The sequence below is a fragment of the Actinacidiphila acidipaludis genome, assembly GCF_019890725.1.
Classification (GTDB): domain Bacteria; phylum Actinomycetota; class Actinomycetes; order Streptomycetales; family Streptomycetaceae; genus Actinacidiphila; species Actinacidiphila acidipaludis.
The window spans coordinates 59,756-80,457 of record NZ_JAINZZ010000028.1 but is presented as its reverse complement, the minus strand read 5'-3'; the positions used below and the strand labels follow the sequence as shown (position 1 = coordinate 80,457).

General features: G+C 72.7%; 18 protein-coding genes and 1 tRNA gene. 10 read left to right on the top strand and 9 right to left on the bottom strand.

The window, feature by feature from the left end; all coding sequences use genetic code 11:
- Window positions 1-63: 63 nt before the first annotated feature.
- From cysS to K7862_RS21695, 3 genes are all read left to right on the top strand, one after another.
- A complete protein-coding gene (cysS, locus tag K7862_RS21705; RefSeq protein ID WP_222965035.1) occupies window positions 64-1,455 on the top strand; it encodes a cysteine--tRNA ligase in 1,392 nt (463 codons plus the stop codon).
- A 112-nt stretch (window positions 1,456-1,567) separates the two neighbouring features.
- Window positions 1,568-2,524: a 23S rRNA (guanosine(2251)-2'-O)-methyltransferase RlmB gene (gene rlmB / locus K7862_RS21700; protein WP_222965032.1), complete on the top strand. Its 957-nt coding sequence runs from the start codon at window positions 1,568-1,570 to the stop codon at window positions 2,522-2,524.
- Window positions 2,525-2,809: 285 nt separating this feature from the next.
- Window positions 2,810-4,510, top strand: coding sequence for a DoxX family membrane protein (locus tag K7862_RS21695; protein ID WP_372461621.1), 1,701 nt, complete (start codon window positions 2,810-2,812; stop codon window positions 4,508-4,510).
- A 251-nt stretch (window positions 4,511-4,761) separates the two neighbouring features.
- Here K7862_RS21695 and K7862_RS21690 read toward each other — a convergent pair whose 3' ends face one another.
- The 3 genes from K7862_RS21690 to K7862_RS21680 all read right to left on the bottom strand — a co-directional run bounded on the left by K7862_RS21690 (window position 4,762) and on the right by K7862_RS21680 (window position 7,616).
- On the bottom strand, window positions 4,762-5,511 hold the full coding sequence (locus K7862_RS21690) for a nucleotidyltransferase family protein (protein ID WP_222965029.1): 750 nt from the start codon (window positions 5,509-5,511) through the stop codon (window positions 4,762-4,764).
- Window positions 5,512-5,727: 216 nt separating this feature from the next.
- Window positions 5,728-6,156 (bottom strand): hypothetical protein, encoded by a 429-nt coding sequence (locus K7862_RS21685; protein WP_222965027.1) that lies wholly within the window; start codon window positions 6,154-6,156, stop codon window positions 5,728-5,730.
- Between the two features lie 344 nt (window positions 6,157-6,500).
- Complete coding sequence (locus K7862_RS21680; RefSeq protein ID WP_222965024.1) at window positions 6,501-7,616, bottom strand: ABC transporter ATP-binding protein; 1,116 nt, start codon at window positions 7,614-7,616, stop codon at window positions 6,501-6,503.
- 259 nt (window positions 7,617-7,875) lie between these two features.
- On the opposite strand from K7862_RS21680, the gene K7862_RS21675 reads away from it, so the two are divergent.
- Window positions 7,876-7,949: transfer RNA gene (locus K7862_RS21675), tRNA-Thr, on the top strand.
- A gap of 200 nt (window positions 7,950-8,149) precedes the next feature.
- Window positions 8,150-8,698 carry a Uma2 family endonuclease gene (locus K7862_RS21670; protein WP_222965022.1) on the top strand — a complete coding sequence of 183 codons (549 nt, stop codon included), beginning with the start codon at window positions 8,150-8,152 and terminating at the stop codon, window positions 8,696-8,698.
- 150 nt (window positions 8,699-8,848) lie between these two features.
- On the opposite strand, the gene K7862_RS21665 is transcribed toward K7862_RS21670, so the two are convergent.
- From K7862_RS21665 to K7862_RS21655, 3 genes are all read right to left on the bottom strand, one after another.
- Complete coding sequence (locus K7862_RS21665; RefSeq protein ID WP_262413567.1) at window positions 8,849-9,349, bottom strand: YfbM family protein; 501 nt, start codon at window positions 9,347-9,349, stop codon at window positions 8,849-8,851.
- A 269-nt stretch (window positions 9,350-9,618) separates the two neighbouring features.
- On the bottom strand, window positions 9,619-10,992 hold the full coding sequence (locus K7862_RS21660) for a glycerophosphodiester phosphodiesterase (protein ID WP_222965020.1): 1,374 nt from the start codon (window positions 10,990-10,992) through the stop codon (window positions 9,619-9,621).
- A gap of 167 nt (window positions 10,993-11,159) precedes the next feature.
- Window positions 11,160-11,489 carry a GNAT family N-acetyltransferase gene (locus tag K7862_RS21655; RefSeq protein ID WP_372461619.1) on the bottom strand — a complete coding sequence of 110 codons (330 nt, stop codon included), beginning with the start codon at window positions 11,487-11,489 and terminating at the stop codon, window positions 11,160-11,162.
- 21 nt (window positions 11,490-11,510) lie between these two features.
- Between K7862_RS21655 and K7862_RS21650 the strand changes: the two genes are divergently transcribed.
- Complete coding sequence (locus K7862_RS21650; RefSeq protein ID WP_222965018.1) at window positions 11,511-12,473, top strand: phage baseplate protein; 963 nt, start codon at window positions 11,511-11,513, stop codon at window positions 12,471-12,473.
- Window positions 12,474-12,515: 42 nt separating this feature from the next.
- Here the strand turns inward: K7862_RS21650 and K7862_RS21645 are convergent, their stop codons facing one another.
- Together K7862_RS21645 and K7862_RS21640 are read right to left on the bottom strand one after the other, a co-directional pair.
- Complete coding sequence (locus K7862_RS21645) at window positions 12,516-12,908, bottom strand: hypothetical protein (protein ID WP_222965016.1); 393 nt, start codon at window positions 12,906-12,908, stop codon at window positions 12,516-12,518.
- A gap of 256 nt (window positions 12,909-13,164) precedes the next feature.
- On the bottom strand, window positions 13,165-13,716 hold the full coding sequence (locus K7862_RS21640; RefSeq protein WP_222965014.1) for a TetR/AcrR family transcriptional regulator: 552 nt from the start codon (window positions 13,714-13,716) through the stop codon (window positions 13,165-13,167).
- Window positions 13,717-13,952: 236 nt separating this feature from the next.
- Between K7862_RS21640 and K7862_RS21635 the strand changes: the two genes are divergently transcribed.
- Window positions 13,953-15,002, top strand: a complete 1,050-nt coding sequence (locus K7862_RS21635; protein ID WP_222965012.1) for an aldo/keto reductase — start codon at window positions 13,953-13,955, stop codon at window positions 15,000-15,002.
- Between the two features lie 21 nt (window positions 15,003-15,023).
- Here K7862_RS21635 and dnaN read toward each other — a convergent pair whose 3' ends face one another.
- Window positions 15,024-16,193 carry a DNA polymerase III subunit beta gene (dnaN, locus tag K7862_RS21630; protein ID WP_222965010.1) on the bottom strand — a complete coding sequence of 390 codons (1,170 nt, stop codon included), beginning with the start codon at window positions 16,191-16,193 and terminating at the stop codon, window positions 15,024-15,026.
- Between the two features lie 371 nt (window positions 16,194-16,564).
- Here dnaN and K7862_RS21625 point away from each other — a divergent pair, with 371 nt between their 5' ends.
- From K7862_RS21625 to K7862_RS21615, 3 genes are all read left to right on the top strand, one after another.
- Entirely contained in the window at window positions 16,565-16,984 is a 420-nt protein-coding gene (locus K7862_RS21625) for an Hsp20/alpha crystallin family protein (protein ID WP_222965008.1), read from the top strand.
- The gene (locus tag K7862_RS21620; RefSeq protein WP_222965006.1) at window positions 16,981-19,722 is read left to right on the top strand and encodes a glycosyl hydrolase family 65 domain-containing protein; all 2,742 of its coding nucleotides are present in this window, start codon (window positions 16,981-16,983) and stop codon (window positions 19,720-19,722) included. The genes K7862_RS21625 and K7862_RS21620 overlap by 4 nt, the downstream gene beginning before the upstream one ends.
- Before the next feature lie 284 nt (window positions 19,723-20,006).
- Window positions 20,007-20,642, top strand: a complete 636-nt coding sequence (locus K7862_RS21615) for a helix-turn-helix domain-containing protein (RefSeq protein ID WP_308012108.1) — start codon at window positions 20,007-20,009, stop codon at window positions 20,640-20,642.
- Window positions 20,643-20,702: the final 60 nt, after the last annotated feature.

Below are 20,702 nucleotides of genomic sequence, written 5' to 3'. Positions count from 1 at the left end.
GACCTCGACCGGGAGGTTGCGAAGAGGCACAAGGCACCCGCCCCGGGCCGATACCCTGGGTGCGTGACTATTCGCCTGTACGACACCAACGCGCGCCAGGTCCGTGACTTCACCCCGCTCCGGCCGGGCTGCGTCTCGATCTACCTGTGTGGCGCCACCGTGCAGGCGGCCCCGCACATCGGGCACATCCGGTCGGGGCTCAACTTCGACATCATGCAGCGGTGGTTCCGCTACCGCGGCTACGACGTGACCTTCGTCCGCAACGTCACGGACATCGACGACAAGATCATCGCGAAGTCGGCTGTCCAGGGCCGCCCGTGGTGGGCCATCGGCTACGAGAACGAGCGCGCGTTCAACGCGGGCTACGACGCCCTCGGCTGCCAGCCGCCCACCTACGAGCCCCGCGCCACCGGTCACATCCCCGAGATGATCGAGATGATGCAGGGCCTCATCGAGCGCGGCCACGCCTATGTCGCCGACGGAAACGTCTACTTCGACGTGCGCTCGTACGCGGACTACCTGGAGCTGTCCAACCAGGAGCTGGAGAACCTCCGCCAGCCCGAGGGCGAGGGCGAGACCGGCAAGCGCGACCAGCGCGACTTCGCCATGTGGAAGGCCGTCAAGCCGGGCGAGCCGTCCTGGGACACCCCGTGGGGCCGCGGCCGTCCCGGCTGGCACCTGGAGTGCTCGGCGATGGCCCACAAGTACCTGGGCGAGGCCTTCGACATCCACGGCGGCGGCATCGACCTGATCTTCCCGCACCACGAGAACGAGATCGCCCAGGCCAAGGCGTTCGGCGACGCGTTCGCGCAGTACTGGGTGCACAACGCCTGGGTCACCATGAGCGGCGAGAAGATGAGCAAGTCGCTCGACAACTCCGTACTGGTCTCCGACATGGTGCAGCGCTGGCGGCCGATCGTGCTGCGCTACTACCTGGGCACCCCGCACTACCGGTCCATGATCGAGTACAGCGAGGAGGCGCTGCGGGAGGCCGAGGCCGCGTTCGCGCGGATCGAGGGCTTCGTGCAGCGCGTCATCGAGAAGGCGGGTCCGGTCGAGCCGGCCGCCGAGGTGCCGCCGGCCTTCGCCGAGGCGATGGACGATGACCTGGGCGTCCCGCAGGCGCTCGCGATCCTCCACACCACCGTCCGGCAGGGCAACAGCGCGCTGACCGCGGACGACAAGGAATCGGCGGTCGCGCGACTGGCAGAGGTCCGTGCGATGCTCGGAGTACTGGGCCTCGACCCGCTGGACCCGCACTGGACGGGCGCGGACCGCGGCGACGACCTGCACGGCGTCGTCGACTCCCTCGTCCGGCTGGTGCTGGAACAGCGGCAGTCGGCGCGGTCCCGCAAGGACTACGCGACCGCCGACGCGATCCGCGACCAGCTCGTCCAGGCGGGCCTGGAGATCGAGGACACGCCGACGGGGTCCCGCTGGACGCTCCACAGCTGACGCCCTGGGCCCTCCCCGGAGGGCCCCAGGGCTGGGGAGCGACCCATCCACGGCGCCAACGCGGCGCCGGAACACGTTTGTTGAGCTTGACCGAAGAATGAGAGTGCCTCCCATGGCCGGCAACAGCCAGCGCAGGAACCGCCGTACGACCAACAAGAAGGGCGCCACGGTCGGCAGCGGCGGTCAGCGGCGCCGGTCCCTGGAAGGCAAGGGGCCGACGCCCCCCGCCGAGATGCGCAAGGGCCACAAGAAGAACCGCATCGCCAACGCCCAGGCCAAGCGGTCGGTTTCGGCGCAGTCCCGGCGGCCGTCCGGCCGCGGCGCCAAGGCCACCGCCGAGATGGTCGTCGGCCGCAACCCCGTGGTGGAGGCGCTGCGCGCCGACATCCCGGCCACCGCCGTCTACGTCCAGCAGTTCATCGACAGCGACGACCGCGTGCGCGAGGCGCTCAAGCTCGCCACCGACCGAGGCGTGCCGCTGCTGGAGGCCGCCCGGCCCGAGCTGGACCGCATCACCGCGGGCCTCAACCACCAGGGCCTGGTCCTGCAGATCCCGCCGTACGAGTACGCGCACCCCGACGACCTCGTCGCCGACGCCGCCGACCAGGGCGAGGACCCGCTGATCGTCGCCCTCGACGGCGTCACCGACCCGCGCAACCTCGGCGCGGTCGTCCGTTCCGTCGCCGCGTTCGGCGGGCACGGCGTGGTCGTGCCCGAACGGCGCGCGGCCGGCATGACCGCCGGCGCCTGGAAGACGTCCGCGGGCACCGCCGCACGCGTGTCGGTGGCCCGGGCCACCAACCTCACGCGGACCCTGGAGGCGTACCAGAAGGCCGGGCTCACCGTGGTCGGCCTGGCCGCCGACGGCGACATCGAACTCCAGGACCTGGAGCTGCTGTCCGGCCCGGTCGTGATCGTCGCCGGCAGCGAGGGCAAGGGCCTGTCCCGCCTGGTGGGCGAGACCTGCGACCTGCTCGTGCGGATCCCGATGCCGGGCGGCGCGGAGTCCCTCAACGCCGGTGTGGCCGCGGGCGTCGTGCTGTACGAGGCGTCGCGGCGCCGCGCCTGAGGAGGCGGGGGTGCCCGGTGTGAGGCGGCCGGGCGCCTGTCCTGAGCGGGTGTGGCGGGGGTTCTGAGCGGGTGTGGCGCGGGTCCTGAGCGGGTGCGGCACGGGTCCTGAGCGGGCCGGGCGCCACGCTCCGGGGCACTCCCCGATTGTCGGAGCGCCGACAGCAATGACGCTCCGAGGCCGTTTCTAAACTGTCCGTCACTCGGTTAGATGAGTGTGGACACCAGAACACCCCGCACTCCCACGGGGGGAGGCGCGCCCGCGTACGACGAGCGTGTACTGACGATGCCTCGGGTTCCGAGCGATCCCGCCCAGGTGGTCGTCAATCACGCGAGCTTCCGGGTGCGGCTCGGGGGGACCTCGACCCGTGCCCTCGGCCTCGACGACACCGCGAAGATCCCGGTCGTGCCCCAGAGCGCCGGCCGGCGTCGGGCACCGGTGGTCTGGTCCGGGCAGAGCGCTCCCGGCGACGCGCTGGCCGGCGAACTCCTGCAGGCCGTACGCCGGGCCGACTCCGGTGCCGCCACCCAGGTGCTGCCGCGGGTCGACGAGACAACCGTGCTGCCGCCGGTGGTGCCGACCGTCGTGGGCCAGCGCAGCCGCGGCGACGACGCCCCGACCGGCCTGCTCCCGCGCCCCCACGGGCCCGCGGACGACGAGCGGTACGACGACGAGCGCTACGCCGACCAGTACGGCGGGACGTACGACGAGCAGTACGGCGAGCGGCACTCCGGGCGGCACGCAGGGCCGCCCCGCCCGCGCGCCGGTGACCGCGAACCGGTGGTCGGTTACCGCGGCATCGGCCGTGACGACGACCGGCAGTACGGCGACGACGCCGACCGCTACGGCCCGGACGGCGGCGACTTCGACGCCGACCCGTACGAGCGACGGCCCCGCAACCGCCGCGGCGAGCCGGTCAAGCACGCCTGGTACCCCGGGCGCCGGATGAACCTGGGCATCGTCCTGCTGCCGCTGCGGGTGTTCCTCGGCTTCATCTCCATCTACGCCGGCATGGGCAAGCTCTGCGACCGCGTCTACTTCGACGGCGGCCAGCGCGGCTCCATGGTCACCTGGCTGCGGTCGCTCCACCCCTGGGCGCTCGCCGAACCGCTGCGCGACACCGCGCTCAACCACCCGGTCGGCGCCGGCCTCAGCATCGCCTTCCTCCAGGTCGTCGTCGGCGTGCTGACCGTCTTCGGCCTGTGGCAGCGGGTCGCCGCCACCATCGGGGCGGCGCTGTCCGTGGCGCTGCTGGTGACCGTGAGCTGGCGGACCGTCCCGGTCTACGACGCCCCGGACTTCATCTACCTGGCCGCCTGGAGCCCGCTGATCATCGCCGGCGCGCCGGTGTACTCCGTCGACGGCCGCCTGGCCTCGGACGCCTGGCGCAAGCTCGGCCCGCGCGTCGACCTGTGGGACCTGCGGCGCCGGGTGCTGCGCCGCGGCGCGGTGCTGGCCACCGTCGTCATCGGCCTGACCCTGCTGATCGGTTCGGTGCTGGGCGCGGCCGTGCGCGCCAGCAGCACCCACACCGGCCGGCCGGCCCCCGCCGTCACACCCACCAACAACCTGCCGGGCTCGCCGCTGCCGGAGGTCACCGGCGGCGACAGCGCGGGCAGCGGGACCTCCCCGGTGCCGCCCACCTCCGCGCCGGCCCACCGCAAGGCGCACGCGAGCCCGGCCGCGCAGACCCCGTCGCCCACGGCGACCCATCGGCCGAGCAGCCGCAGCACCGGCACCAGCGGGTACAGCCACTCGACCAGTACGCCGAGCGGCTCCGGCACCTCGGGCGGGAGCGGCTCGCAGGCGCCGACGCACAGCGCGCCCACCCAGGCGCCCCCGCCGCCCTCGCCGGCGCCCAAGCCGACGCAGGGCGGCGCGATCGGCGGCCTGCTCGGCAGCCACTCGCCGACCGGCCTGCTGCTCGGGCTGTCGCCCGGCGGCGCGGCCGGGGGCTCGTCGGGGGCGCCGCAGGGGAACGCGTGAGGCGGTAGCGCGGGGGCTCGCGGCCGCGTGGTCACGTGGTCGTGTGGCCGCGCGGGACCAGGGGGCGCCGCGCGGTGGCGCGGGAGGGCGCCGCGGGGCTCGCGCACGAACGAGGCGGCCCGCACCGGTGGGGATCGGTGCGGGCCGCCTCCGTGCGTCCGGGATCGTAGGTGGGGTCGTGCCCGGGTTCGCGTGCCTGGGCTCATGCCGGGGATCGTTCGTGGGAGGGTGTGTCGTCCCGGAGGGCAGGGTCAGGCGGACGGGTGGGTGCCCAGTTCCTTGGCCGCCTCGGTGAGGTCCTTCGCGGTGTCGATGGCCCGCCAGTAGGCGCCCTGCGGGATGGGGAAGCCGGCCAGGCGCCGCTCGCGGGCCAGACCCGGGAACGTCGTCCGCTCGTGGTCGCCCTGGTCCGGCAGCATGGCCGTGAACTCGGGCGAGAACACGTACACGCCCGCGTTGATCAGGAACGGCGACGGCGGCGCCTCGATGAAGTCCAGCACCTGGCCGAACTCGTTGGTCTCCACCGCGCCCCACGGGATGCGCGGCCGGGCGAGGGCGAGGGTGGCGGCCGCGGCCCGCTCCTCGTGGAAGGCGGCCATCTCCCGCAGCGAGAACCGCGTCCAGATGTCGCCGTTGGTGGCGTACCAGGGCTCGTTCTTGCGGGGGAGCGAGGCCGCCGCGTACTTCAGGCCGCCGCCGCGGCCCAGAGGCTCGCGCTCGACCACCGTGGTGACGTTCAGCGGCAGGGGCGTGCCGTCCAGCCACTCCTGCAGGACCTCGGCCAGATGCCCGCAGGAGACCACCGCGTCGGTGACGCCCTCAGAGGCGAGCCAGGCGAGCTGGTGGCCGATGATCGGGGTGCCGGTACCGGGGATCTCGACCATGGGCTTGGGCCGGTCGTCGGTGTAGGGCCGCAGCCGCGAGCCCTGACCGCCGGCCAGGAGCACGGCCTGCGTGACCGCTTTGACGGGGTTGTGAGCGTGATGCTGCGCGGACGTCATGCAGCGCACCCTATGCGACAGGGGCGTGCCGCCCGCGGAGGGCGGGCCGCACGCCCCTGGTGTGCCGGGGTGTCCGGGTGCCGGGGCTGTTCGTATGCCCGGGTGGTCGGGGTGGTCGGGGTCGCTGGGGGATGGTCCGGGCGGGCGGAGGGCCGGTCCGCCCGGCCGGGCGGACCGGCCGGGCGGACCGGCCGTCCGTGCGTGCGGGCCGGGGCGTCAGCCGACGGAGGCGACGCCCGTGGCGAAGGCGGTGTCGCACACCGGCCGGGACCACGCCTGGGCGCGGCGCGCGGCGCCGTCGTACTTGGCGACGGCCGCGCGGCCCAGCGAACGGGCGATGGACACGCAGTACTTGGCGAGCGTCGGGTGCTGGGCCATGGCCACCTGGAGGTCGGTCAAGGCCACGCCCGGATCCTTCTCCTGGAGTTCGGCCAGTAGACGCTGCCGCAGCGCCTCCTGGGGCGACAGGGCGGCCTTCTCGGCCGCCACCTGGCGCGCGCTCTTCGCGGAGGCGGTCAGCACCTGCGCGTCCGAGGAGGAGGCCACCCACGGAACGCGGGTGACGGCGAGCGTTCCCGACAGGACGAGAACGACCGGGAGTACGAGCGCGAATGTCTTGCCGAGTCGGCGAGCTACCTGGTTCACGCATGGGATGGTAGCTGCTCGTGATGATTTGGCGACATTTGGTCACCCTCCCGGGGGAGGGGTCATGCCCCATGCGGGGTGCGGGAGTTGACGAACACACTCGAAAGGCCGGATATGGCTATGTATGCGGGGGGAGTTGGGGCGGGCCGGGGCTCGGAGCGGGCCGGGGCCCAGGCTCGGGTCCGAACGCGGAACGGCCGGCCGGTACGTGGTGTGCGTACCGGCCGGCCGTTCTGTCAGAGCTGCCGACGTTCGGACGTCCCCGGCGTTCCGGAGGTCCAGCGTTCCGGCGTTCCGGAGGTCCGGGCGGACGGCGGGCGCGGGCCCGCCGTCGCCGGGCGGTGTCAGTCGCTGAGGCGCTCGCCCGTGGAGGTGGCGAACACGTGGGTCTCGCCGGCGCGCGGGACGACGTGCAGCGTGGCGCCCTTCTCCGGGATCTCGCGGCCGCCGACGCGGATCACGAGGTCCTTGTGCTCGCCGCCGACCTGCGCGGAGCCGTACACGTAACCGTCGGCGCCGAGCTCCTCGACGACGTTCACGGTCACGGCCAGACCCGCCGGGCCGTCCTTGGACAGCGCGCTGTCGCCGTTGACGATGTCGAAGTGCTCGGGGCGGACGCCGACGGTGACGGTGCGGTCACCCTTGTCGGCGGCGGCCTGCACCGCGTCGCGCTCGACGCTGACCACGGAGTTGCCGAACTTCACGCCACCGTCGGCGATCGGCACCTCGACCAGGTTCATGGCCGGGGAGCCGATGAAGCCCGCGACGAAGAGGTTGGCCGGCTTGTCGTACATGTTCCGCGGGCTGTCGACCTGCTGGAGGATGCCGTCCTTGAGCACCGCGACGCGGTCGCCCATGGTCATGGCCTCGACCTGGTCGTGGGTGACGTAGACCGTGGTGACGCCCAGGCGGCGCTGGAGGCTGGCGATCTGGGTACGGGTCTGCACACGGAGCTTGGCGTCGAGGTTCGACAGCGGCTCGTCCATGAGGAAGACCTGCGGCTCACGGACGATGGCGCGGCCCATCGCGACACGCTGGCGCTGACCACCGGAGAGGGCCTTCGGCTTGCGGCCCAGGTACTCGGTGAGGTCGAGGATCTTGGCGGCCTCCTCGACGCGCTTGCGGATCTCGGCCTTGTTCACGCCGGCGATCTTCAGGGCGAAGCCCATGTTGTCCGCGACGGTCATGTGCGGGTACAGCGCGTAGTTCTGGAACACCATCGCGATGTCCCGGTCCTTCGGGGGCAGGTGTGTGACGTCGCGGTCACCGATGCGGATGGCGCCGGCGTTGACGTCCTCCAGGCCCGCGAGCATGCGGAGCGAGGTCGACTTGCCGCAGCCGGAGGGGCCGACGAGGACGAGGAACTCGCCGTCGCCCACCTCGATCTCGAGGCCGTCCACCGCGGGCTTGTCGCCACCCGGGTAGATCCGGGTCGCCTTGTCGAACGTGACAGTTGCCATGACTGAGTACAGTCCCTTCACCGGCAGGAACGTGCCGGACGATCCGAGTAAAGGTCTAGTCCGCTGTGCGCGGGTCTGCCGTGACGCTACCTGCCCGAACGCGCCTTGTCACCAGCCTCCCGCCCCCGGATTTCCCCCACCCTCCGCCCGCCTTCCGCCACCGCCCGCGCCGCCGCCCCCGTCCCCCGGCCGTGCCCGCGCGTCCGGCACCCAGGAACTCCCGGCCCGCCCCCTCCCCGGCCCGGTACACTGCGACTGCGCCTCCTTAGCTCAGCTGGCCAGAGCACCGCTCTTGTAAAGCGGGGGTCGTCGGTTCGAACCCGACAGGGGGCTCAAGCAAAAGGGCCAGGCTGGAGTGGTTGTCTCCGGTACCTGGCCCTTCGTCGTTCCTGGGTCCGTGCCATTCACGTGCCACTACGGGGCCGGCGGCGGCGAGCAGCGAAGGGCGGGTTCGCGGCCCTGAGCGTCGAGGGCCTCAGCAGCGGTTCCAAGCTAGTCTTGGAGACCGGGCAGCCAGTCCTGGGAGGAGCAGCATGGACCCGCAGCACTTCGCACTCCTTGAGGAGGCCCGCAGGAGTCTGCCGGACGGGTTCAAGGCCGAGATCTCGGGCGACACCATTGTCATGATGGTCGGGCCCTCCGGCATCCACCAGCGCAACCTCCTGGTTCTCCGTCGGCAGTTCGACGCGCACTGCCCTGGCGACCTGCTGCCGAGCGAGAACACCGATCTGGTCTCGCCTGGCGTCGGCAAGAGCCGCAACCCCGATCTGACCTATTTGCCGGCAGAGGTCTTGGAGACCACGGACAACCAGGTTCCCGCGGAGACCGCGGCCATCGCCGTCGAGTTGGTGTCGCCTTCGAACCCCGAGAACGACTGGGTGGGCAAGGTTCGTGACTATCCGGTGATGGGAATCCCGCTCTACCTCCTGGTCGACGCCAGGTTGAAGACCGTGACACTCTTCAGCCACGCGGACGGCAAGAAGTATCACCGCCGTGAGGACGCGGACTTCGGCGAGGGCCTCCGCATCCCTGAACCGTTCGACTTCGATCTCGACACGGCCTCGCTGCTGCCGTACGCCTGACCCCACTGTCGGGGGCCAGGATGTCTGTATGACCTTCGTGAACGTCCACGGCGGCCTCGAAGACGGGCCGTATGCGGTCCCTGCTGCGCGTACGTCTTCACCACCGGCTCTCCGCGCGTCCCACGAACCCCGAACTCGTATCCCGGCCGGTCAGTCCAGCCAGACGAGCACGGCATCGTCCTTTGCGGCCGCGGCTTCGAGAAACTGGGTCAGGCCCTCGTGCCAATGACGCCCCCACTCGAGTGCCCCGGGCTCGTCCCACCCGAGGGGGTACACCTCTGCCTTGGTCAGGTCAGCAGGATCGATGCCGCTGACGAGCTGGTCGTACGTGATGGCCCGGAGCTCGTGCGCCGCGATCCGCACTCGCTCCGACGGCAGGTACCTCGGCGGCCCGTAACCCCAGTTGTCCTGTTCGGCGAACGGTTCCTCACCGTGGATGACGTCGACCGGGAACTCGGCGCGTTCCAGGAGGAACCGGAGCAGGTCCCAGGTCTTGTACGTGCTGAAGTGGCGCGCTGCGGTCGGCGCGGGCTCCGATTCCTCCTCGGCATCCTGGACCTGCTCGACGAAGGTCCACGCCCAGTCAGGATCGTGAATCGCCCGGTCGAGCTGGGCGGCCGTCACGCGCAGGTACTCCCCGATCATGCTCATGGCCAGAGGCTAGGAGAGGCCTCTGACAACGCCCATCAGCCTTGGGGATCAAAAGGGTGGCCGCATTCCGTGCGGCTTCCGGGATTCGATGTACCGCTCGACGAGTGTGTCCATATGGGCCCGGAGCAGGGCCGCCGTGACCTTGGCTCGACCGGCCAGTGGGACGGCGAACCCTTTGCCTGCATACGGAGAAGCCCCGAACCGAAGTGCGGCTCGGGGCTGTACGTCCGGAGGTACTCCGACCGCGCCGCCGGAGGAGGTGGCTGGGGTCAGGAGATGGTGAGGGCGGACCAGCGGGTGGAGGCGTGGCGGACGCCGAGGTGGGGGTACATGGTGCCGCGGTACGTCGCGTCGGACACCGTGACGCTGTTCGGGGTCGCCGCGTTCGTCCGCGTCACGATCAGGCTGGTCGCGGTGACCTGCACCCGCAGGTGCTGGACGGCTCCGATCGTCACCGCGGCCGTGGTGACGGTCCCGACCTTCGTCGGCGTGCCGGCGGCGACCTTGTACACGTCGATCACCCCGGACTGCCGCAGCAGCACGTTGTAACCGTTGGCCGCCGTGCTGCTCCCCGACGGGTGGTCGTCGTACGGCACGTCGCCGACCGTGAGCGTGAGCTGCGCGCTCGCGGTGCCGGACGAGGCGCTGTCGAAGACCAGGTCCGTGTCGACGGTGAACGTCGAGGCGAGCGGTCCGAGGTAGCCGTGTCGGCAGCTCGCGTAGGAGTCGTTGTCGGCGGTGACGTCGGCGCGGGTGCCGTCCAGACCCCACCAGGACGTGGCCCCGGGGGTGAAGCTGCCGCGGTAGTCCACCAGGTCCGTCGGGGCCGACATGCCGTGGAAGAACGTGCCCGCGGAGAACAGGTCCTTCGTGCGCATCGGGGCCGTGCCGCGCACGTACCAGGGGTCGTCCGAGATGACCGCCCACACGCTGCCGTCCTTCGGCAGAGCGGCGTAATCCGTACGGGAGTTGACCGTGTAGACCATCACCCGCAGGCCCGCCGCCGCGAGGGACGTGATCGTCGCCGCCGACGTCTGCGTGTAGTCCACGCCCACGTATGCCGTACCTGCTGCCAGCAGGCCGTTCCACGTCTGCCCGGCGGGTGGTGTGCCGTCCGGGCACAGCAGCAGCGACGGGATGCCGGCCGCGCGGGCGGCGACGAGTTCGGACTCCCACCAGCCCATGACGAGCACCCGCCCGCCGAGGTCCTGCCGGACGATTTCGGCGACCGCCGGGTTCCCGGAGCCGTGGTTGTTGCAGTGGACGATCAGCGGCAGCCGCGGCGCGATGTCTGCGCACACGTCGGCGAACACCGGTATCCGCAGGTCGCTGGGCCAGGTGTTGCAGAACCAGCTCCCCGCGTCGACGCGGCCTCGCAGCGCGGCCGGCACCGTCAGTGCCGTGGACTGGGTGCCGGTGAGGTTCGTCGTGCGGTCCACGGTGCCGTCGTGCATCACCATCAGGCCGCCGTCGGCGACGACGTACACGTCCATCTCCGCGGCGTCCGCGCCGAGTTGGTCGGCGGCGCGCAAGGCTTCGATGGTGTTCTCGGGAGCCAGTAGCGAGCCGCCGCGGTGCGCGATCCACCGCGGGCCCGGCTGGTTCTCGAGCAGGGTCCACAGCGGCGGCGTGGGTGTGGTCAACGAGGTCTCCTCCTGTGCGGTCAGTGGGTGTGGGGTGTCGACGCCCGGGACGACGTCGGTGCCGCCGGGCGCAACTGGGCGAGGGAGCAGGGAAGTTGACGATGCTGATTGCGTCGAGGGCGAGACCGCCAGGGGACACCCGAGGGACGGAGCTCGGCCGCCGGCGGCTACCCGCGGTCGTGGCGCCGAGCCCACGCCTCCCTCGTGACCGCGTACTCCACGTCGCCGTGTTCGGCGCCCGCGATGGGGTCGGGCCAGTCCAGGAAGAAGGTGCGGGTCAGGGACAGGCCCGACTTCTCCATCACCCGGCGGGACGCGGTGTTGACCGTCATCGTGGTGGCCACGATCCGATCGAGATGCAGCTGGGTGAAGCCGTGGCGTACCAACGCCCGCGCACCCTCGGTGGCGTGGCCGCGGCCCCAGAACGAGGGCAGCAGCGGTAGCCCAGTTCCGTTCCGCCGTCCAGGCCGAGGCCGCAGCCATTGCGCGAGTGTCACGGGTGATGCCAGGGTGACGTGATGTCGACCCCACTCTCCCGCCGCACGGCGTTACGGATGACCGGTGCCGGGCTGCTAGGCCTCGGCGCGGCCCTCGCCCTGCCTGCCGCCGATGCGTCCGCCGACGTCCCGGCCTCCCAGCGCTTCGACCTGTCGCAGCCGTCCACCGAGCGGTTCCGCAGCGTCTCCCTGCACGAGACCCACCACGCGATGCAGGGCATGGCCTACGACAACGTCAACCGCCGCCTCTACATCGCGCAGATCCAGAACGGCAGCGACGGCGACGACCTGTGCGTCAACGAGTTGACCATCGAGGGTGTGCTGACGGGGCACATGCACGTCAGCAACGCCGGGCACGGCGTGTCGATCGGCGTCGAGCCGGTCGGGACGTCGTCGTACATCTGGATGGAGTGCGACTCCGACGCGCACAGCGATGCCGGCCGCGGGACCGCGCTCGCCCGGTTCAAGTTCGTCGACGGCGCGACCCCGTCGTCCGTGCAGAAGTTCCTCACCGGCAGCAAGACGATCACCTGCGCGACCGACCCCGCCAACAACCGGCTGCTCGTCCGGCGGAACGAGGGCGGCAGCATGTACTACAGCCTGTTCCCGCTCGCCGACGCCGCCGCGGGCGACTTCTCCAGCCCGCTGGCGCACTTCCCCCAACCCGCCCTGGGCAGCGGGTCGGTGACCTTCCAGGGATACACGCTGCTCGGCAGCTACCTGTACACCCTGGACGGCACGGGTCACGAGGACCCCGCGGACATCGACTCCTACGTCACGGCCATCGACATGAACACCGGCACGGTCGTGCAGCGCTCCCTCACCAAGGCCGGTGAGACGCTCTTCTACCGCGAGCCCGAGGGCATGATGGTCTACCGGACCGTCGGCGGAAACCTGCGGCTGTGCTTCGGCTTCGCCTCCCGGCCCGACATGACGAGCCTGGAACGCTACGCGAGCGTGTACTTCAAGGACGTGCTGATCTGACGTCCCCCGTCCACGGAGGCGGCGCCGGCACGGATGCGATCATCAGCCCTCTCCCGTAGGGCAGTTGATCCCCGGCTCCAGGCGGCGCGGGCAGGACACGACGCTGAAGTGGGCGAACCGGCCGCCGCCGAGCCAGTACGCCCAGGTGACGTCGTTCCCGCGCGGCAGGCCGTCCGCGGCGTGCCACATCCGCGTCTCGAAGGCCGGGCCGCCCGGCTCCGGCGACGCCTCGTACTGCTCGCGCAGCCAGGAGATCGCCGCGTCCGGCTCGTCCCACGTGCCGCGGATCAGCCGCTGCGGCTTCAGCAGCCAGTGGCCGGTCACGAGCGGTGGATAGTCGTTGCCGCGGAAGCCGATGTCGGGATCGGGGCGCCGCTGCGAGTCGGGGATCCCACCGTTCCCGGTCCACGCGTATCCGTGCCAGTGCAGGGCCACCGTGCCTCCTGTTCCGCGCAGGGGCGGCCCGCCCGATCGGGTTCGGCCGGACCGCGGAGGGACGTCACGCTAGGGCGTGGGTACGACAACGGACGGCAACGCACGGCGACGAAGGGTCACGCACGACAACGCACGACAACGCACGACAACGCACGGCGGCGGACGGTCCCGCGCCGTGTGGCCGCGCACGCACCCCCGGGCCCGAGTCGGCCGGCCCGCCGCGACACCCTCACTCCAGGCCGGGCAGCGGTGTGCCCTAGGGGCGGAAGCCGTCGATGGCCAGTTCGAGGAGGCGGCCGGCCTGGGCGGCCCCCTCGGGACTGTCGGGGGTACGCCACAGGCAGCTCAGCAGCATGATGACGTCCACCGGGTCGATACCGGGCCGCACCTCCCCGGCCTGCTCGCACGCGTCGAGCAGCCGGCCCACGGCCGCGGTGACGGGCGGCCAGGACGCGCTGACGACCTCCTGCGCGGCGGCCGAATGCAGGGCCTCGCCCAGCCCGTGCTTGATTCGTACATACGCGGCGAGCGTGGTGAACCACTGCCGCAGCGCGTCCAGCGGCGGGTTGGCGGCGAGCGCGTCGTCCACGGCGGCGACCAGGCGCTCCACGTCGTGCCGGTGGACCTCCAGGATGAGCGCCTCGCGCGTCGGGAAGTGCCGGTAGAGCGTGCCGGGGCCGACGCCTGCCCGCTTGGCGATGGAGTTGAGCGAGGCGTTCGGGGACTCGGCCAGCGCGTCGTGGGCGACCTGGAGGATCGTCTCCCGGTTCTTCAGCGCGTCGGAGCGCTGCTGCGGGGTCTCGGGCACAGGGGCCTCCTGGTGCGCGTGGGGCGAAGCCGCGGGTCGATGGGGGTGCTGGGGCTGGGCGTCAGGTGCTGGGTCCCGGGGGCCGGGTGCTGGTGGCGCGGGGACCACCGATGCGGACGCGGTCGTACCCGGCGCGCCCGATCATCCGATTGCTATCCGGAGAGTTCTCCGTTACCGTACGGGGAGGTGAAGCGGAGAGTTCTCCGTTCACGCTCATTCCACTGTAGGAGCCCCTCGTGCGTTACATCAAACTCGGCAGGACCGGCCTCGACGTCTCCCCGGTGGCCATCGGCGCCATGAGCTACGGCGAGCCCGACCGCGGCCACCCCGTATGGTCCCTCGACGAGGAGTCCAGCCGCCCCCTCATCAAGCACGCCCTCGACGCGGGCATCAACTTCTTCGACACCGCCAACCTCTACTCGTACGGCTCCAGCGAGGAGATCCTGGGCCGCGCGCTCAAGGACTACGCGAACCGCGACGACGTGGTGATCACCACCAAGGTCCGCCACACCATGCGGCCCGGCAGCCCCAACGGCGGCGGCCTGTCCCGCAAGGCGATCATGAGCGAGATCGACCACAGCCTGCGCCGTCTCGGCACCGACTACGTGGACGTCTACATGATCCACCGCTTCGACAACGAGACCCCGCTCGAGGAGACCCTGGAAGCCCTGCACGACGTCGTGAAGGCCGGCAAGGCCCGCTACATCGGGGCCTCGTCCATGCACGCCTGGCAGTTCGCGAAGGCCCTGCACCTGCAGGAACGCCACGGCTGGGCGCGGTTCGTCACCATGCAGGACCACTACAACCTGCTCGCCCGCGAGGAGGAGCGCGAGATGCTGCCGCTCTGCGCCGACGAGGGCGTGGCGACGATGATCTGGAGCCCGCTGGCCCGCGGCCGCCTCGCCCGCCCCTTCGAGCAGGCGCGCGCCACCGAGCGGTCCGCGACCGACGGCGCCTACGCGGACCTGCTGTACCAGGCAACCGCCGACAGCGACCGCGCCATCATCGACGAAGTCGGTGCCGTGGCCGCCGCGCGAGGTGTGCCGCGCGCCCAGGTCGCCCTGGCCTGGCTGCGCCGCAACCCCGTCGTCGCGGCCCCCGTCGTGGGCGCCCGCACGATCGAGCAGATCGACGACGCCGTGGCCTCCCTCGACCTCGACCTCACCGACGAGGAGGCCCGCCGCCTGGAACTGCCCTACACCCCCCGGTACGACTTCCAGGGCGCCTCGGACCCGCGCGAGTTCGAGCGCATCAAGGCGATGATCCCCGGCTACGCCACCGCCTGAGTCCAGGGAAGGGGAAGGGCGTCAGGCCAGGGGGCGGAGGGACATCAGCAGGTGGCGGTGGGGGGTGGCGTCGGGGGAGGCCGGCACCTCGGGGGAGGCCGGCACCTCGGGGGAGGCCGATGCGTCGGGGGCGCCGGTCAGGAGCGCGCGCTGGCCCGGGCCGAGCAGTTCGAACCGCACCCAGGGCGTGGTGAAGGACGTGAGCGCCTCCAGCAGGTACGCCGGATTGAACGCGGTCGCCATGCCGGCGGTGCCCTCCAGCTTCGCCGCCAGATGCTGCGAGGCGACGTCGTCCTCGTAGCCGGCCTGCAGCACGACGGTTCCCCCGGCGGAGAAGTCGAGCCGGATCGGGCTGTTCGGCTCGGCCACGACCGCCACGCGGCGGACGGCGTCGGCGAGTGGCTCGCGTTCCACGGTCGCGACCGCGGCGCCGTCCAGGGTGAACAGCTTGTCGTAGCGCGGCAGCCGTCCCTCCAGCAGCCGCAGGGTCGCCAGCATCCCCGCGCCTTCGAAGGCGATCAGCCCGGCGGCCGACCTGCTCAAACCCACCCGCAGCACACCGGACTTGGCCAGCGCACGGGAGAGTTCGGTGAGCCGGCGCCCCGGCACCACCAGGTCCACCGGCTCGGGGAGCGGCCGTTCCGGCTTCCACGGCAGCGTGCGCACGGCGTACCGGTACCGGTCGGAGGCCGCCAGCGTCATCAGGTCGCCGTCCAGCCGGACCTGGATTCCGGTGAGCACCGGCAGCGTGTCGTCGCGGCCCGCGGCCACCGCGACCTGCGCGACGGCCGACGCGAACTCCGCGGCGTCCACCGCGGCCTGGGACTCCGGCGGTTCGGGGGCCGCCGGGTAGTCCTGCAACGGCAACGTCGACAGCCCGAACAGCGTGCCGTCGCCGTCCACGGTGAAGCGCGAGCCTTCGAGCGCGCAGCGCAGGGTGACGTCCGGCAGGACGCGGCAGACGTCGGTCAGGCGCCGGCCGAGGACGAGGACCCGGCCTGCCGCCGGCGTCTCGGCGGGCACCTCGATCGCGGCGGACACCTCGTAGTCGAAGCCGGACACCCGCAGCCGTCCGTCGCCGGCCTCCAGCAGCAGGCCGCCCAGCACCGGGACGGGCGTCCGCGCGGGCAGGGACGTGGCCGCCCATCCCACGGCCTCGGCCAGTGCCCGCCGCTCGATCCGGAACTCCATCGCTACCGCCCCCATCCGCCATCGCCGTCGCTCCGAGCTCGGCCCAGGGCCAGGACGCTAGCGGCGGCCACTGACAACGGCGGCGCGCGCGCCGGTCGGGGCGGCGGCGCGACGGGACGACGCCCGCCACGGTCGTGGGCATCCTCCGCGTCCCGGCTCCGGGCGCAGCCGGCCGCGATCCCGCAGCGCCCTGTCCGGCGGATGCGCCCCCGCCCGACAGGGAGGACCGTGGAGCAGAGGGGTGGTCCCGGCCGACGCCGGGCACGGTGCCGGTGCCCGAAGCCGGGGCGGCGCCTCGCATGCGCCGCCTCGTGTGCGCCGCCTCGCGTGCGGCGCGGAGCCGGCGGAGGACCCCGGAGGGAGCGATCAGCATGACTTCACGGCAGACGGAACGGCGTCCGCGCTGGTGGCCGCCGTTCTCGGAGTGGTTCGAGGACCTGCCCCTCGACCTGCGGTCCGGCGGCGAGCACCCGATCCGCGTCGAGGAGAGCCGGGAGGAGGGGGCGTACACGGTCAGGGCCGAGCTCCCGGGCGTCGACCCCGACAAGGACATCGAGATCACGGTCGACGGCGGCGTGCTCACCGTCCACGCCGAGCGCGCCGAGGAGAAGAAGGACAAGGAGCGGTCGGAGTTCCGCTACGGCTCCTTCACGCGCAGCGTGCAGCTTCCGCCGGGGGTGGACGAGAACGACGTCACCGCCACCTATGACAACGGCGTGCTGACGGTCACCGCGCCGGTGCCGGTGCCGGTCAGGACGGAGCCGCATCGCGTACGGATCACCAAGGAGTGAGCCGGCGCCGCGCGGGGCCCCGGGCCGAGGCGGCGTCCGGAGCCGGGCCCGAACCCGGAGCGGGGTCCCGGGCCCGGCCCGAACCGGATGTCGAGACCCGGGCCCGGCCCGAACCGGATGTCGAGACCCGGGCCCGGCCCGAACCGGATGTCGAGCCCCGGCCCGAACCCGTACGCCGGGCGGAGCCTGACCCCGAGTCCCGGCCGGACCAGGGCCATCCGGAGCATGCCCCCGAGCCCCGGCCTGACCCCGACCCCGGCCCCGCGGGCCCCGACCCCACGTGGACCTGGAGCTACGAGGGGTACGACCCCTCCGCCGAACGCCTGCGCGAAGCCCTCTGCACACTCGGCAACGGCTACTTCGCCACCCGCGGCGCCGCCGCCGAGACGCCGGCCGGGCCCGTGCACTACCCCGGCACCTACGCCGCGGGCTGCTACAACCGGCTGACCTCGCACGTCGCCGGGCGCGAAGTGGAGAACGAGGACCTCGTCAACCTGCCCAACTGGCTCCCGCTGCGGGTGCGCCCCGCGGGCGGCGACTGGTTCACCCCGGACGAGGCCACCGTCCTCGCCTACGTCCAGACGCTGGACCTGCACGGCGGCCTGGCCCACCGGCGGACGACGCTGCGGGACGCCGCCGGGCGGACGGTGACGCTGGAGGAGACCCGCCTGGTCCACATGGCCGACCCGCACCTCGCCGTCCAGCGCCTCCAGGTCACCGTGGACGCCTGGCCGGACGACGGGGCGGGCGACCGGACAGGCCACGGGGCGGGCCATGGCCCGCGCCACACCTCGCGGGAGCTCGAGATCGAGGCCGCGCTCGACGGCGACGTCCGCAACGAGGGCGTCGAGCGCTACCGCGAACTGAACGGCCGGCACCTCGCGGACGTCACCCCCGGCACGCCAGGTCCGGAGACGCTGTCCCTGACCTGCCGGACGACGCACTCCGGGATCCACGTCGCCCTCGCCGCGCGGGTGCGGCTGACCGGCGGGGCGGGCCGGGGCGCCGCGCCCGTCCCGCGCACGTCGGCGTCCGGCACGACCGCGACCCGGGCCGCGCGCGTGCTCGCGGTGCCGGTCGGCGAGGGCCGCCGCGTCACCGTCGAGAAGGTCGTCGCCCTGCACACCTCGCGTGACCCGGCGATCAGCGACCCGCTGAGCGCCGCCCTCGACCGGGTGACCCGGGCGGCCGACGCGGCCACGCTGACCGACGGGCACACGGCGGCGTGGGCGCAGTTGTGGCAGCGGGCGCGGCTGGAGGTGCCGGGCGAGGCCGGGCGGGTCCTGCGGCTGCACCAGTTCCACGTGCTGCAGACGCTGTCGCCGCACACCGCGGACCTGGACGTGGGCGTACCCGCCCGCGGCCTGCACGGCGAGGCCTACCGCGGCCACGTCTTCTGGGACGAGCTGTTCGTCCTGCCCTTCCTGAACCTCCACCTGCCCGAGGTGTCCCGGGCCCTGCTGTGCTACCGCCACCGGCGCCTGCCCGCCGCCTGCCGGGCCGCGGCCGCGATCGGGCGGCCCGGCGCGCTCTACCCGTGGCAGAGCGGCAGCGACGGACGGGAGGAGACCCAGCGCCTCCACCTCAACCCGCGCTCGGGCCGCTGGCTGCCCGACCACACCCACCTCCAGCACCACGTCGGCTCGGCGGTGGCGTACAACGTCTGGCAGTACTGCCTGGCCGCCGGCGACACCGCGTTCCTGCACGGTGAGGGCGCGGAGACGCTGCTCCAGATCGCCCGGTTCTGGGCGCACAGCGCCGTCTGGGACGAGGACCGCGCGCGGTTCCGCATCCGCGGGGTCATGGGGCCCGACGAGTACCACGACGCCTATCCGGACGCCGACCGGCCCGGCCTGGACGACAACGCGTACACCAACGTGACGGCCGCCTGGGTGCTGAGCCGCGCCCTGGACCTGGTCGCCGCCCTGCCCGCACCCCGCCGGGACGCGCTCACCGGGGAGCTGGGTGTCGACCGCGCCGAGCTGGAGCTGTGGCGGGACGTCGCCCACCGGCTGCGGGTGCCGTTCCACGCGGGCGTCGTCAGCCAGTTCGACGGCTACGGCGAGCTCGCGGAGCTCGACTGGGCGGGCTACCGGCGCCGCTACGGCGACATCCGGCGGCTCGACCGGATCCTGGAGGCCGAGGGGGACAGCGTCAACCGCTACCAGGCGTCCAAGCAGGCCGACGTGCTGATGCTCGGCTATCTCTTCCCCGCCGACGAACTCGGCTCGCTGTTCCGGCAGTTGGGGTACGCCGTGGACGAAGCGACCTGGACCGCGACCGTCGACCACTACCTGGCCAGGACCAGTCACGGGTCGACGCTCAGCGGCCTGGTCCACGGCTGGGTGCTGGCCCGGTCCCGGCGCGGCGGCGCCTGGGCGTGCGTGCGCGAGGCGCTGCTCGGCGACGTCGCCGACCTGCAGGGCGGGACGACGGGCGAGGGCATCCACCTCGGCGCGATGGCCGGCACCCTCGACCTGGTCCAGCGCGGCCTGACCGGCCTCACGCCGCTGGAGGACGGCCTGCGGCTGGACCCCGTCCCGCTGCCGGAACTGTCGCGCTTCGGCCTGTCGCTGCGGTACCGGGAGCACTGGGGGGTCGGCCTCGCCCTCCACGGGCCGCACCTGCGGATCAGCGTTCCCGCGTCGGACCAGCGGCGGCTGCGGGTGGAGGTGGGGGATCGGTCGTACGTGGTGGCGCCCGGGTCGGCGGTGGAGGTGCCGGGGGCTGTGGGGTGAGGCCGGCGGCGGTTGTCGGGTGGGCCACCCGGGGTGCGGGGGGTCGGGTGGGCCACCCGGGGTACGGCGGTCGGTGCGGGCGCTCGGCCTGCGTGGCGGGGCCTTCCGGCGTGGGTGATGCTGGTCCGGAGGAGCCGGGCGCGTGGGCGATGCCGGTCCGGGGGAGCCCGGCCCCGGCGGAGATCTCCGTCGCGGGACGCGGGCCTCCGGCACCGTCGTTCCCCGTGACCGTGCCGGCCTCCTCGCCGCCGCCCCCTGCCGCCGATCCCCGTTCGGAGCACACCGTGCCGCACGATCTCGCGAGCCGCGTCGCCGAGCGGCTCACCCAGCTCGACATGACCGAGCGGGAGCTGTCCAGGAAGGCGGGCATGTCCACGAAGTACCTGGAGCACCTGCTGGTCTGCGAACCCGACTTCGACCCGGGCGGGCTCCTCCGGATCGCGGCGGCGCTCGGGCTGACGCGGCACGAGCTGCTGGAGGGCCGCGACGACCTGCCGCCCGGCCAGTCGGAGGCTGCCGAGCGGCCGGTCCTCGCGCGGCTGACCGAGCCCGAGTGCTGGGACAAGCTCGGCACGCACGGGGTGGGCCGGATCGCGCTGCCGTCCGAGCCGGGACCGGCCGTCTTCCCCGTCAACTACGTGGTCGACACGAAGACCATCCTCTACCGGACGGCGGAGCAGGGGGCGGCCGCACCCCGCAGCGGGGCGTCCGTGTCCTTCGAGACCGACCGCATCGACGACGACCTCAGCCAGGGCTGGAGCGTCCTCGTCACCGGCACCGCCGAGCGGATCGACGACGCGGCGGCCGCCGAGCGGCTGGCGGCGAAACACGATCTGGAACCGTGGGCCGGCGGGGAGCGTGCGCTGTGGGTACGGGTGCGGCCGACGCAGGTGACGGGGCGGCACATCACCACGATGTAGCGCTGGGCGCTGGGCGCTGCGCCGGTCCCGAGCAGGGATGACGTCCTCCCCTGACGGTGT

Excerpts from the sequence above, each read along its gene's own strand:
- K7862_RS21625 (WP_222965008.1), top strand. The coding sequence starts at position 16,565 with ATGACTTCACGGCAGACGGAACGGCGTCCGCGCTGGTGGCCGCCGTTC.
- K7862_RS21670 (WP_222965022.1), top strand. The coding sequence starts at position 8,150 with ATGGACCCGCAGCACTTCGCACTCCTTGAGGAGGCCCGCAGGAGTCTG.
- rlmB (WP_222965032.1), top strand. The coding sequence starts at position 1,568 with ATGGCCGGCAACAGCCAGCGCAGGAACCGCCGTACGACCAACAAGAAG.
- K7862_RS21690 (WP_222965029.1), bottom strand. The coding sequence starts at position 5,511 with ATGACGTCCGCGCAGCATCACGCTCACAACCCCGTCAAAGCGGTCACG.
- dnaN (WP_222965010.1), bottom strand. The coding sequence starts at position 16,193 with ATGGAGTTCCGGATCGAGCGGCGGGCACTGGCCGAGGCCGTGGGATGG.
- K7862_RS21680 (WP_222965024.1), bottom strand. The coding sequence starts at position 7,616 with ATGGCAACTGTCACGTTCGACAAGGCGACCCGGATCTACCCGGGTGGC.
- K7862_RS21650 (WP_222965018.1), top strand. The coding sequence starts at position 11,511 with ATGTCGACCCCACTCTCCCGCCGCACGGCGTTACGGATGACCGGTGCC.
- K7862_RS21695 (WP_372461621.1), top strand. The coding sequence starts at position 2,810 with ATGCCTCGGGTTCCGAGCGATCCCGCCCAGGTGGTCGTCAATCACGCG.
- K7862_RS21665 (WP_262413567.1), bottom strand. The coding sequence starts at position 9,349 with ATGAGCATGATCGGGGAGTACCTGCGCGTGACGGCCGCCCAGCTCGAC.